Here is an 11,487-nt window from a genome sequence, read left to right on the forward strand (position 1 = left end):
TCTCCATGACTCGGCTGCTTTTTGATGTTTGCGGCGGGTGGCTCTGCGTGTTTACGTTTTTGGACCGCTCACATCCCCGTCACACGGATCCAAGGACGCATTCAATATGAAGCAGTCTGCTGCCAAGACCCTCGGTGTCGCCGCTCTCGGTGCCGCATTCGCCGCCGTCGGCGCGGGCGCCGCGAACGCCGCCCCGGCCGTGCCGGATGCCTCCCAGGCGCTGGGCACGGTCACCCAGACGCTGCCCGCGCAGAACGTCGCGGCGGCGCTCCCGGGTGCGGGAGAGGCGCTCACCCAGGGGCAGGGCGCGCTCGGCGCGGGGGTGGCCGCGGCCCAGCCCGCCGTCGCGAAGGTCCTTGCCGACGGGCCGACGGCGCCGGTGGCCGGGCTGCTCGGGGGACTGCCGCTGCAGGGCCTGCCGACGCACGGTCTGCCGCTGAACGGGCTGCCGCTCGGCTGACGCCTTCCGCTCGCTTCGCCCTTTCGCCTGTACGAACGCCGGTGGGGCGCACCCTGATTGGGGTGCGCCTCACCGGCGTGTCGTGCCGTGGGAGCCGCGGGGGGTCACCAGGCCGTGCGGGCCTTGTCCTCGGAGGGGAACAGGATCCACAGCGCTATGTAGAGCAGGAACTGAGGGCCCGGGAGCAGGCAGGAGAGAACGAAGATCACACGCATCGTGGTCGCGGAGGTGCCGAAGCGCCGCGCCAGCGCTGCGCACACTCCGCCGATCATGCGGCCGTTGGTGGGGCGGGCAAGGGCGTTCATGATGGCTCCTTCGTGAACCGTGGCGGGATGCCGGGATGCCGGGATGCCGGGATGTCGAGGCATCGAGGTCTTCTTCGATGTCTTCAACGCTACGGTGACGAAGCGGGCGAAGCGTCGCTCTACGGGGCGATGCCGACCCTGGGAATCGTCGGGGTGCGACCCTGAGCCGTGTCCTCCCGGGGGAGGGCCGCGTGGCGCCGCGTCTCGGCCCGGCGGCGGAGCCTGACCCTGGCGGTGGGCACGACCGCGAGATGGGCCAGGGCGACGCCGACCGTGTTGAGCAGCAGGGAGTCGACGTCCGCGACCTGGCCGGGGACGCCGGTCTGCAGCAGTTCGATGCCCAGTGAGATCAGGGCGCCGGCGGCGACCGTGCGGACGAGGGAGCCGAGCGGGGATGCCGTCAGCCTGCCGCCGGCCATGGGCAGCAGGACGCCGAGTGGGGCGAGCAGACCGAGGCCCTCACCTATCCGGCGGGCGGCTTCCGCCGGGCCCAGCGCGAGGTCGGCCCTGATGCCGGCGAACGGGCGGAGGTTGGCGGGGCTCACCCAGGGGACGTCCAGGGGACGCAGGGTGATCCAGGCGACGAGCGCGAGATGTGCGACGAGGAGGAGACCTCCTGTCGCACGGACGCGGGTCACGGCGCTGCCGCCGCCTTCGCCTTGACGTTGCACGCCTCCCAAGACGCGGGGGTCGGCAGGATTGGTTCCGGGTTGTTGGTGAGCTTGGGGCTGAGGGATGCGCCACACATACGGTGCGCAGCGGGAACGGCTTGGCGTCCGCGGGCCGGTGGGGGCGGGTCGCGCAGTTCCCCGCGCCCCTGAAAGCCTGCACTCCGGCCGGCGTCTTCAGCCCGTCCGGCGTTTGAGGACGAGGCCGTTCAGGCCGATAGGGGGTCTGGGGGCGGAGCCCCCAGGGGATGGGAATGGGTAGGGGCGGCGGGGGCGAGGAAACAGTTGCCCGAAACGATTACGCGCCGGAGATCGCCGTGGACGGTGGGGACTTGGTGGTGGGGTTGGCGCGGACGTCGGTGGGGCACTCGTAGCTGCGCAGCGGGGTCGTGCCGGGGCCACCGAGGATGACCGAACCGTCGTCCTGCGCGGCGGCGGAGTCGGAGAAGGTGCAGATGATCTGGGCGAGGGCGGCGGAGGTCAGGTCCTGGGGCGGGGTGCTGAGGCGGAGCGCGTCCTCGGGGTCCTTGGGCCGAGGCCCGCTCACCGTCATCCCGCCCCGCACGTCGGTCGTGTAGCCGGCCTGCTGTTCGGGCGTGGAGGGCGTCTCGGCGAGCTCGTCGAGAAGCCCCTGCGCCACCAGAACCCGCCGCGCCCCCTCCGCCGTACCGTCGGGAATCCGCACGGACCGGTCGACCGTCACCAGTTGCCCGGAGCAGATCAGGAAGACCTGGACCGGGATGCCATGGGAGGACTGGGTGGTGATGTCCGGGCCGGACAGCGCGCACGGGACCCGGGACGGCGCCGGGCCGAAGTCCGTCGGAACCTGGGTGGAACGGATACCGCAGCCCGCGAGCAGGACGGCGAGAAGGGGGAGGGAGAGGAGGGAGAGGGGGGCGAGAGGCGTCCGTCGGCGCCCGCCTCGGCCTCGTACCAAGGTCGTCATCCGGCGCTGCCCTCCGTACCGTTCCCGTTCCGTCCGCGCTCGCGCTCGTCGTCGGCGAGCAGCTCCGACGCGTCCTGCGGGAGGCGGAGCGTGAAGACGGCGCCCCCCTTGGGCGCGTTGGCCGCGGTGATCTCGCCGCCGTGGATGTGCGCGTTCTCCAGGGCGATGGACAGGCCCAGACCGCTGCCCTCGGAGCGGGGGCGGGAGGCGCTCGCCTTGTAGAAGCGGTCGAAGACGTGCGGGAGGACGTCCTCGGGGATGCCGGGCCCGTGGTCCTGGACCTCGATGAGCAGGTCGTCGGCCTCTTCGCGGACCGAGACACGGACCGGGCTGCCGCCGTGCTTGAGCGCGTTGCCGATGAGGTTCGCGAGGATCACGTCCAGGCGGCGCGGGTCGAGGCGCGCCATGATGCCGCGCTCGGCGTCCAGGTCGACGGCGTCCAGCCAGGCGCGCGCGTCTATGCACGCGGTGATCTGGTCGGCGATGTCCACGTCGTCGAGGACCAGCCGGGCGGTGCCCGCGTCGAAGCGGGTGACCTCCATGAGGTTCTCGACGAGGTCGTTGAGGCGGCGGGTCTCGCTGACGACCAGCCGGACGGCCGGCTCGATCATCGGGTCGACGCTGCCGGTCTCCGCGTCGAGTTCCTCTTCCAGGATCTCCGTCACGGCGGTGATCGCGGTGAGCGGCGTACGGAGTTCGTGGGACATGTCGGCCACGAAGCGGCGGGACGCCTCTTCGCGGGCGCTCATGTCGTCCACGCGCTTCTCGAGGGACTCCGCGGTGTGGTTGAACGTACGGGAGAGGTCCGCGAGCTCGTCCGTACCCGAGACGCGCAGCCGGGTGTCGAGCTTGCCCTCGCCCAGGCGGCGGGCCGCGATGCCGAGGCGGTGCACCGGCTTGAGGACCGTCGTCGCGGCAGCCTGGGCGAGCAGCGCCGAGCCGATCAGGGCCAGGCCGGTCGCGATGCCCAGTGACCAGGCCAGCGAGTTGAGGTCCTTGGCCTCGGGCTCCAGGGACTTGAGCATGTAGCCGGTCGTCGTCCCGCCGATCACCTTCGCGCCGCCCACCAGGTACGGCTTGTCGTGGTCGGTGATGCGCTGCCAGTACAGGTGATAGGCCGACTTGTTGTTCGAGGAGAGCGACTGCTCCTTGTTCACGGCCTTCTGGAGGGACTTGGGTACGTCGTCCAGCGTGAAGGTGTCCAGCGCGGAGTTGCCGATGACCGTCTTGCCGTTGCCGTCCTGGGCGACGAGGAGCACGCTGAAGCGCTGGCTGCTGTTGGCCATCTGGCCCGCCGTGCGCTGCAGTTCGTCCCGCGCCGGGTGCACCGGCAGCATGCTCGCGTGGTTGCGCATCTCCTGCTGGAAGTCGCGCAGCACCGCGTCCTGCGTACGCGTCAGCACCGCCTCGCGGTTGAGCCAGTACGCGATGCCCGACGCCGACACGGCGGCCGTGAGCGCGACGAGTCCGAACACCACGACCAGCCGCAGTCGCAGGCTCGTGAAGCGCAGCCCCGCCAGGATCGCCCGGCGCGCCGCGGCCCAGCCGCGGAGCTCGTCGTGCGGTGGGGTCACTGAGGAGTGTCCAGTCGGTAGCCGACTCCGCGGACCGTACGGATCAGGGAGGGCGAGGACGGTACGTCCTCGATCTTCGCGCGCAGCCGCTGGACACACGCGTCCACCAGCCGCGAGTCGCCCAGGTAGTCGTGTTCCCACACCAGTCGCAGCAACTGCTGGCGGGACAGCGCCTGTCCGGGCCGGCGGCTCAGCTCCAGGAGCAGCCGCAGTTCGGTCGGCGTCAGCTGCAGATCCTCGCCGTTCTTGGTGACCGTCATGGCCGCCCGGTCGATGACGAGGGAACCGAACGTCGCCGAGTCGTTGGCCTCGCGCTCCCCGCGCCGCAGCACGGCCCTGATACGGGCGTCGAGCACCCGCCCCTGCACGGGCTTGACGACGTAGTCGTCGGCGCCGGACTCGAGTCCGACCACGACGTCGATGTCGTCGCTGCGCGCGGTCAGCAGAATGATCGGCAGCTGGTCCGTGCGCCGGATGCGCCGGCACACCTCGAACCCGTCGATGCCGGGCAGCATCACGTCCAGCACGATCAGATCCGGCCGCTGCTCACGCAACAGCTTCAGACCGTCCTCGCCGGTGGCAGCGGTGGCCACCCGGTGTCCCTGGCGCGTCAAAGAGAGCTCCAGGGCCGTACGGATGGCGTCGTCGTCCTCGATCAGCAACAGGGAAGGCACGAACGTCATTCTGGCCCATGGCGAGGGACTCTTTCGACAGTTGGAGCGCTCCCACCCATCTCCCGCACAGAAGGTGGCACCTGAAGGGCCTTCACGCGGCCGTACCGCTCTCCTCTGTGACCTCGCTGTGATCGTGCCGTGACGCGCCTGGGGAGGGGCCCTGTGACAGGTCTGTGACAGTCGGCGGACACGGCCATGAAGTGGCCCGGGCAAGCTTTTCGACACAAGCAAGAGAGCAAGACGGCAAGACGGCAACACAGCACGACGGAACGAACCGAAGAACCGGAACTCCACGACGGGGGGCGCGAGATGAACACGCTGCACAGCACCAGCACTAGCGCAGTTGTCACGCGGCTCCACGACGTCAGGGGTTCGGAGAAGTCCGGTGCCGTGAGCGGGCGGGGGTGCGCTCGCGGCGCCGGGCGTCAGCACACCATGTACATGACGGTGGTTGACGCCTTCACGGGGGAGAACGGCGGTAACGGGGGAGCTCACGGGGGAGCCGCGTACAGGGAGGCCACGGGGGAACGTCGCTCGGTGTCGGAGGCGGAGTTCACCGCCTACGTCCAGGAGCGCCGCGCCTCCCTGTACGCAACCGCCTACCACCTGACCGGGGACCGCTTCGAGGCCGAGGACCTGCTGCAGAGCGCGCTGTTCTCGACGTACCGGGCCTGGGACCGGATCAGTGACAAGGCCGCGGTCGGGGGCTACCTCCGCCGCACCATGACCAATCTGCACATCAGCGCGTGGCGCCGCCGCAAGCTGAACGAGTACCCGACCGAGGAACTGCCGGAGACCGCCGGTGACACGGACGCGATGCGCGGCACCGAGCTGCGCGCCGTGCTGTGGCAGGCGCTGGCCCGGCTGCCCGAACTCCAGCGCACCATGCTGGTCCTCCGTTACTACGAGGGCCGCACGGACCCGGAGATCGCGGAGATCCTCGACATCAGTGTCGGCACGGTGAAGTCCAGCATCTGGCGGTCGCTCCGCCGCATGCGTGAGGACGAGGTCCTCAGCTTCGGCCGTGACGAGGAGGAGTCCTTCGGGGAGCTCGTCGCCTGAAGGTCTGTGGGGGGCAGGTAACCGGTCTGCCGGTTGGTACGGGGGAGCAGTACCGGGGGGAAAGCCAACGGGGTCGGGGGACCCCTGCGGAGCACGGGGGAAACGAGAAAAGGTCCGGGCGGACGGGGGGTCCGCCTGGGCCTCTTTTCGTGTGTGGCCGCTTTTCTCGTGTAGCCGCTGTGTGTGGCCGCTGTGCGTGTTTCCGCGCAGGGGCTCGTGTCTACGCCGCTGTCGTGCAGCGTCCGGCGGCCGCCGCGGCCAGTCGGCCCAGGGCCTCGGTCTTGTCGCAGGGGTGGGCGCCCAGCGCGCTCTGCCGGGCCACGATCGAACGTTCGGCGCGCATCAGGCGCCAGCCGCGGCGCAGCAGGAACGGGACCGACTTGCGGCCCTCCCGCAGATCCCGCAGGAAGCGGCGGCGGAACGTGGTCAGCGGGCCGCGGGACAGACACAGCGCGTCGGCCAGCATCCCCAGCTCCCGGCAGCGCTCGACGATCTCGGCGGCGAAGATGCCCTCCGCGATGAACAGCGGCGTGGGCCCGATGTGCAGCGCCTCCGCACCGGTACGGGCGCTCAGCGCGATGTCGTAGACGGGAACGGTCGTACGTCCCGTACGGCACAGCTCCTCGATCGCCGCGACCGCGATGTCCGCGTCCCACGACTGCGGATGGTCCCAGTCGATGTCGGAGCTGCCCTCGACCTGGGGGAGCGTCGGGTCGGTGCCCTCTTTGTAGAAGTCGTCGAGGCGGAGCACAGGGAGCCCGGAGTCGGCCGCGAGAAGGGACTTTCCAGAGCCGGAGGGGCCGCAGAGCAGCACCACACGGGTGGGTATCGGAGGAGGGGAACCCAATTCTCTGTACCTTCTGTGACTCGGCCGGGCCACGCCGCGCTTCGGCAGGCCTCCGGAACATTATCCCGAAGGATTATCGGGGTTACGTCCGTATGTCTGTTGACCCTCACAGGGGAATCCGCCGCCATCGCCGCCCGGAACGGCATCCGGGTCAACTACTCTGCGTGCGATTCCCGTTGCTCTCCGCCCGCATGCGTTACGTTCACCGAAGAGGACTTCCGATGGCGCGACACGCACACCAGCAGACCCCCCTGGCCCGCACCACCGCGCGCGTCGCCGTCGCGCTCGGGGTGGTCGCCGCCGGTGCGGCCGCCGCCGCGAGTCCGGCCGTCGCGGACACGGCCCCCGCCGTGGATCTGATGCGCGCCCAGCCCGCCTCGCTGGGCAACCTCGACCCGCAGGCGGGCCTGGGGGCCCTGACCGGCACGGTGGGATACGTCACCGGCCCGGTCGCGGGCCTCAAGCCCAACCCGCTCGCCGGCACCGGGGTCGACCCGCTCGACAACGGGGTGGGCACCCAGCTCGCGGACTTCGAGCCGCTGACCTCGCAGGCCCTGACGGGGCCGCTGGCGCAGGCGCCGTCGGTGGGCAGCGTGCCGGTGGTGGGGCAGGCGTTGGGGTTGCTGGGGGGTGCGTGAGCTTCCCCGCGCCCCGGAACGGGGCGCGGGGATCCACTCAGTAGGACGAGCCGGAGGCGCCGAGGGCGCCCGTCGGGTGCCAGACCGTCTTCGTCTCCAGGAAGGCCGTCAGGCGCTCGATGCCGGGCGTCCGTGAATAATCCACAGGCTGTGGACGGACGACCCGCTTCAGGTTGTCGGCCGCGGCGATCTCCAGCTCCTTCGCCAGTACGTCGTCCGCGCCCGCGAGGTCGATCGCGTTGACGTCCTGGTGCGCGGCGAGGGGAGCTGCGATCTCCGCCGTCCTGCCGGAGAGGACGTTGACGACACCGCCCGGCAGGTCGGACGTGGCCAGCACCTCGCCCAGCGACAGCGCCGGGAGCGGGGACTTCTCGCTCGCGATCACGATCACCGTGTTGCCGGTCGCGATCACCGGGGCGATCACCGAGACCAGGCCCAGGAAGGACGACTCCTGGGGGGCGAGGACGGTGACGACGCCCGTCGGCTCCGGGGTGGAGAGGTTGAAGAAGGGGCCCGCGACCGGGTTGCCGCCGCCCACGACCTGGGCGATCTTGTCGGTCCAGCCCGCGTACCAGACCCAGCGGTCGATCGTCGCGTCGACGATCGCGGCAGCCTTGGACTTCGACAGGCCCTCCGCGTCCGCGACCTCACGGACGAACTGGTCCCTTCGGCCCTCCAGCATCTCGGCGACGCGGTAGAGGATCTGACCGCGGTTGTACGCCGTCGCGCCGGACCAGCCGCCGAACGCCTTACGGGCGGCGACCACCGCGTCACGGGCGTCCTTGCGGGAGGAGAGCGGCGCGTTGGCCAGCCACTTGCCCTTCGAGTCCGTCACCTCGTACACCCGGCCGCTCTCGGAACGCGGGAACTTCCCGCCGACGTACAGCTTGTAGGTCTTGAAGACGCTCAGTCGCTGCTGCTCGTTCTTGTCGGTCTTCTCAGACATCGAGGTACGCCTCCAGGCCGTGACGGCCGCCCTCGCGGCCGAAGCCCGACTCCTTGTAACCGCCGAACGGCGAGGTCGGGTCGAACTTGTTGAACGTGTTGGACCAGATGACGCCCGCGCGCAGCTTGCTCGCGACGGCGAGGATCCGGGAGCCCTTCTCGGTCCAGATGCCGGCGGAGAGGCCGTACTGGGAGTTGTTGGCCTTGGCCACGGCCTCGTCGGGGGTCCGGAACGTGAGGACGGACAGGACCGGGCCGAAGATCTCGTCGCGCGCGATGGTGTGCGCCTGGGTGACGTTCGTGAAGAGCGTCGGGGCGAACCAGTAGCCGGAGGAGGGGAGTTCACAGGCCGGGGACCAGCGCTCGGCGCCCTCGGCCTCGCCCTGCTCGACGAGCGAGGTGATGCGGGACAGCTGCTCGGCGGAGTTGATCGCGCCGATGTCCGTGTTCTTGTCGAGGGGGTCGCCGAGGCGGAGCGTGGAGAGGCGGCGCTTCAGCGAGTCCAGCAGCTCGTCCTGGATCGACTCCTGGACGAGGAGACGGGAGCCCGCGCAGCAGACCTGGCCCTGGTTGAAGAAGATGCCGGTGACGACACCCTCGACGGCCTGGTCGATGGGGGCGTCGTCGAAGACGATGTTCGCGCCCTTGCCGCCGAGTTCGAGGGTGACCTTCTTGTCCGTGCCCGCGACCTGGCGGGCGATCGCCTTGCCGACGGCGGTGGAGCCGGTGAACGCCACCTTGTTCACGTCGGGGTGCTCGACGAGCGCGGCGCCCGTGTCGCCGTATCCCGGAAGGATGTTGACGACGCCCTTGGGCAGGCCCGCCTGGCGGCAGATGTCCGCGAAGAACAGGGCGGACAGGGGGGTCGTCTCGGCGGGCTTGAGGACGACCGTGTTGCCGGTCGCCAGCGCCGGGGCGATCTTCCACGCCAGCATCAGGAGGGGGAAGTTCCAGGGGATGACCTGGCCCGCGACGCCCAGGGGGCGGGGGTTCGCGCCGAAGCCGGCGTGGTCGAGCTTGTCGGCCCAGCCCGCGTAGTAGAAGAAGTGCGCGGCGACCAGGGGGAGGTCGGCGTCGCGCGTCTCCTTGATCGGCTTGCCGTTGTCGAGGGTCTCCAGGACGGCGAGCTCGCGGGAGCGCTCCTGGATGATCCGGGCGATGCGGAAGAGGTACTTGGCGCGCTCGGAGCCGGGCAGCGCCGACCACTTCTCGAAGGCCCTGCGGGCGGCCTTCACGGCGCGGTCGACGTCCTCCGCGCCCGCCTGGGCGACCTCGGACAGGACCTCTTCGGTGGAGGGGGAGACGGTCTTGAAGACCTTGCCGTCCGCCGCCTCGGTGAACTCGCCGTCGATGAACAGGCCGTAGGAGGGCGCGATGTCGACGACGGAGCGGGACTCGGGCGCCGGTGCGTACTCGAAAGCGGATGCGGATGCGGATGCCATGGTGATCAGTCCACCGTCACGTAGTCGGGGCCGGAGTAGCGGCCGGTGGCCAGCTTCTGACGCTGCATCAGCAGGTCGTTCAGGAGCGAGGACGCGCCGAAGCGGAACCAGTGGTTGTCCAGCCAGTCCGCGCCCGCGGTCTCGTTCACCAGGACCAGGAACTTGATGGCGTCCTTGGTGGTGCGGATGCCGCCGGCGGGCTTCACGCCGACCTGGACGCCGGTCTGGGCGCGGAAGTCGCGGACCGCCTCCAGCATGAGGAGCGTGTTCGCCGGGGTCGCGTTGACGGCGACCTTGCCGGTCGAGGTCTTGATGAAGTCCGCGCCGGCCAGCATGCCGAGCCAGCTCGCGCGGCGGATGTTGTCGTACGTCGAGAGCTCGCCGGTCTCGAAGATGACCTTCAGGCGGGCGCTGGTCCCACAGGCCTCCTTCACGGCGGTGATCTCGTCGTACACCTTCATGTACTTGCCCGCGAGGAACGCCCCGCGGTCGATGACCATGTCGATCTCGTCGGCGCCGGCGGCGACCGCGTCGCGGACGTCGGCGAGCTTCACGTCGAGGGCCGCGCGGCCGGCCGGGAAGGCGGTGGCGACGGAGGCTACCTTCACGCCGGAGCCGGCGACGGCGTCCTTGGCGGTGGCCACCATGTCGGGATAGACGCAGACCGCGGCCGTGGCGGGGGCCGTACGGTCGGTCGGGTCGGGGTGGACCGCCTTGGCGCCGAGCGCCCGGACCTTGCCCGGGGTGTCCGCGCCTTCCAGCGTCGTCAGGTCGACCATCGAGATGGCGAGGTCGATGGCGTACGCCTTCGCGGTCGTCTTGATGGAACGGGTGCCGAGCGCGGCGGCGCGCGCCTCCAGGCCGACCGTGTCGACGCCGGGGAGCCCGTGGAGGAAGCGGCGCAGCGTGCTGTCTGACGCGGTTACGTCGCCGAGTGCGGGTGCAGTGGTGGGCATGGTCACGAGCTGAGCATATCTACGCGCGTAGCGGCTGTACAGCCCTGGGGGTGGGTGTGGGGGAGTGCGCACCGGGCGGGTCTCGCCCCCGCCGCCCCTACCCGTCCCATCCCAGGGGCTCCGCCCCTCCGACCCCACCAGGGGCTGCGCGCCGGGACCTCTGCGGGACCCCTGCGGGGCTCCGTCCTGGGACCTCTGCGGGGCTGCGCTACTTCGACCCCGTCAGAGGCTACGCCCCCGGACCCTTGAGAGGCTGCGCTCTCGGGCCTCCTGCGGGGCTGCGCTCTCGGGCCTCCTGCGGGCTGCGCCCCCGGGACCCTGCGGGCTGCGCCCCCGGGACCCCTGCGGGGCTCCGTCCCGGGACCTCTGCGGGGCTGCGCCCCCGGGCCCCTGCGCTCCGTCTGCACCCCGTCGGGGGCTGCCGCCCCCCGGACCGCCCAAGGGTTTGTCCTCGAGCGTGGGACGGGCTGGGGATGCGGCCAGGGTGGGTGGGGCATTGGTCTTCGGCCTCGTGGTCAAGCGGTGGTTGGGCCAGGGGGTGCGGGGCGGGGTGAAGGGTGGGGGCTTGGGGCGCTCCCGATCGTCCCGCTTTCGAACGCCGGGCGAGCCGGGGCCTTTAAAGCGATAGGAAATCTGCCGGCGTCCAAGGATGATGACGTCGGCTCGGAGATCTGGAACTCCTCCATGACCTCGGTCGGACTGAGGAAGCGAGGGCAGGCGGAGTGCGCCGGCGACAGGGCGTCAGAGGGAGCCGTTTCGGTGAGAGCGTCGCCGCGGAGTCAAAGATCAGTTCGAGAGGGAGAGCCGGGTCGATGAGGTCACAGCCGGACGATGTCGTCGCGGTCCAATTGCTCGCCATCCTCAATGACGCTGACGCGCCCGAGGGGGACCAGCTCGACGCCGCCATGGACCTGGAGGACCACTCGGGAGCATGGTTCGAACAGGAGATCTTCAAGATCCTTCGGCGGGA

General features: G+C 70.5%; 12 protein-coding genes. 3 read left to right on the forward strand and 9 right to left on the reverse strand.

Features of this window, described 5'->3' with window-relative positions:
* Nucleotides 1-106: 106 nt before the first annotated feature.
* A complete protein-coding gene (locus tag ACIQTP_RS45145; protein ID WP_403411595.1) occupies nucleotides 107-460 on the forward strand; it encodes an ATP-binding protein in 354 nt (117 codons plus the stop codon).
* A gap of 104 nt (nucleotides 461-564) precedes the next feature.
* Here ACIQTP_RS45145 and ACIQTP_RS45150 read toward each other — a convergent pair whose 3' ends face one another.
* The 5 genes from ACIQTP_RS45150 to afsQ1 all read right to left on the reverse strand — a co-directional run bounded on the left by ACIQTP_RS45150 (nucleotide 565) and on the right by afsQ1 (nucleotide 4,627).
* Nucleotides 565-765: a PspC domain-containing protein gene (locus ACIQTP_RS45150; RefSeq protein WP_402035080.1), complete on the reverse strand. Its 201-nt coding sequence runs from the start codon at nucleotides 763-765 to the stop codon at nucleotides 565-567.
* Nucleotides 766-884: 119 nt separating this feature from the next.
* Nucleotides 885-1,436 (reverse strand): VanZ family protein, encoded by a 552-nt coding sequence (locus ACIQTP_RS45155; RefSeq protein ID WP_403411597.1) that lies wholly within the window; start codon nucleotides 1,434-1,436, stop codon nucleotides 885-887.
* A gap of 295 nt (nucleotides 1,437-1,731) precedes the next feature.
* Nucleotides 1,732-2,379 (reverse strand): hypothetical protein, encoded by a 648-nt coding sequence (locus tag ACIQTP_RS45160; RefSeq protein ID WP_403411599.1) that lies wholly within the window; start codon nucleotides 2,377-2,379, stop codon nucleotides 1,732-1,734.
* On the reverse strand, nucleotides 2,376-3,953 hold the full coding sequence (locus tag ACIQTP_RS45165) for an ATP-binding protein (protein WP_403411602.1): 1,578 nt from the start codon (nucleotides 3,951-3,953) through the stop codon (nucleotides 2,376-2,378). Before ACIQTP_RS45165 ends, ACIQTP_RS45160 begins: the two co-directional genes overlap by 4 nt.
* Entirely contained in the window at nucleotides 3,950-4,627 is a 678-nt protein-coding gene (gene afsQ1 / locus ACIQTP_RS45170; protein WP_403411605.1) for a two-component system response regulator AfsQ1, read from the reverse strand. Before afsQ1 ends, ACIQTP_RS45165 begins: the two co-directional genes overlap by 4 nt.
* Before the next feature lie 309 nt (nucleotides 4,628-4,936).
* On the opposite strand from afsQ1, the gene ACIQTP_RS45175 reads away from it, so the two are divergent.
* Nucleotides 4,937-5,689, forward strand: coding sequence for a SigE family RNA polymerase sigma factor (locus tag ACIQTP_RS45175; RefSeq protein ID WP_403411608.1), 753 nt, complete (start codon nucleotides 4,937-4,939; stop codon nucleotides 5,687-5,689).
* 220 nt (nucleotides 5,690-5,909) lie between these two features.
* On the opposite strand, the gene ACIQTP_RS45180 is transcribed toward ACIQTP_RS45175, so the two are convergent.
* Nucleotides 5,910-6,536 (reverse strand): uridine kinase, encoded by a 627-nt coding sequence (locus ACIQTP_RS45180; protein ID WP_402035085.1) that lies wholly within the window; start codon nucleotides 6,534-6,536, stop codon nucleotides 5,910-5,912.
* 221 nt (nucleotides 6,537-6,757) lie between these two features.
* On the opposite strand from ACIQTP_RS45180, the gene ACIQTP_RS45185 reads away from it, so the two are divergent.
* Complete coding sequence (locus tag ACIQTP_RS45185) at nucleotides 6,758-7,174, forward strand: hypothetical protein (protein ID WP_403411612.1); 417 nt, start codon at nucleotides 6,758-6,760, stop codon at nucleotides 7,172-7,174.
* A 37-nt stretch (nucleotides 7,175-7,211) separates the two neighbouring features.
* Here ACIQTP_RS45185 and ACIQTP_RS45190 read toward each other — a convergent pair whose 3' ends face one another.
* The 3 genes from ACIQTP_RS45190 to deoC are packed head-to-tail and all read right to left on the reverse strand — an operon-like array spanning nucleotide 7,212 to nucleotide 10,517.
* A complete protein-coding gene (locus tag ACIQTP_RS45190) occupies nucleotides 7,212-8,120 on the reverse strand; it encodes an aldehyde dehydrogenase family protein (RefSeq protein WP_403411615.1) in 909 nt (302 codons plus the stop codon).
* Nucleotides 8,113-9,561: an aldehyde dehydrogenase family protein gene (locus ACIQTP_RS45195; RefSeq protein ID WP_402035092.1), complete on the reverse strand. Its 1,449-nt coding sequence runs from the start codon at nucleotides 9,559-9,561 to the stop codon at nucleotides 8,113-8,115. Before ACIQTP_RS45195 ends, ACIQTP_RS45190 begins: the two co-directional genes overlap by 8 nt.
* Before the next feature lie 5 nt (nucleotides 9,562-9,566).
* Nucleotides 9,567-10,517, reverse strand: a complete 951-nt coding sequence (gene deoC / locus ACIQTP_RS45200) for a deoxyribose-phosphate aldolase (RefSeq protein WP_402036020.1) — start codon at nucleotides 10,515-10,517, stop codon at nucleotides 9,567-9,569.
* Nucleotides 10,518-11,487 lie beyond the last annotated feature (970 nt).

It is taken from the genome of Streptomyces sp. NPDC090798 (assembly GCF_044768965.1).
Taxonomy (GTDB): domain Bacteria; phylum Actinomycetota; class Actinomycetes; order Streptomycetales; family Streptomycetaceae; genus Streptomyces.

What these genes read in the sequence shown, in the direction of transcription:
- ACIQTP_RS45145 (WP_403411595.1), top strand. Translation starts at nt 107, where the DNA reads ATGAAGCAGTCTGCTGCCAAGACCCTCGGTGTCGCCGCTCTCGGTGCC.
- ACIQTP_RS45150 (WP_402035080.1), bottom strand. Translation starts at nt 765, where the DNA reads ATGAACGCCCTTGCCCGCCCCACCAACGGCCGCATGATCGGCGGAGTG.
- ACIQTP_RS45160 (WP_403411599.1), bottom strand. Translation starts at nt 2,379, where the DNA reads ATGACGACCTTGGTACGAGGCCGAGGCGGGCGCCGACGGACGCCTCTC.
- ACIQTP_RS45175 (WP_403411608.1), top strand. Translation starts at nt 4,937, where the DNA reads ATGAACACGCTGCACAGCACCAGCACTAGCGCAGTTGTCACGCGGCTC.
- ACIQTP_RS45185 (WP_403411612.1), top strand. Translation starts at nt 6,758, where the DNA reads ATGGCGCGACACGCACACCAGCAGACCCCCCTGGCCCGCACCACCGCG.
- ACIQTP_RS45190 (WP_403411615.1), bottom strand. Translation starts at nt 8,120, where the DNA reads ATGTCTGAGAAGACCGACAAGAACGAGCAGCAGCGACTGAGCGTCTTC.
- ACIQTP_RS45195 (WP_402035092.1), bottom strand. Translation starts at nt 9,561, where the DNA reads ATGGCATCCGCATCCGCATCCGCTTTCGAGTACGCACCGGCGCCCGAG.
- deoC (WP_402036020.1), bottom strand. Translation starts at nt 10,517, where the DNA reads ATGCCCACCACTGCACCCGCACTCGGCGACGTAACCGCGTCAGACAGC.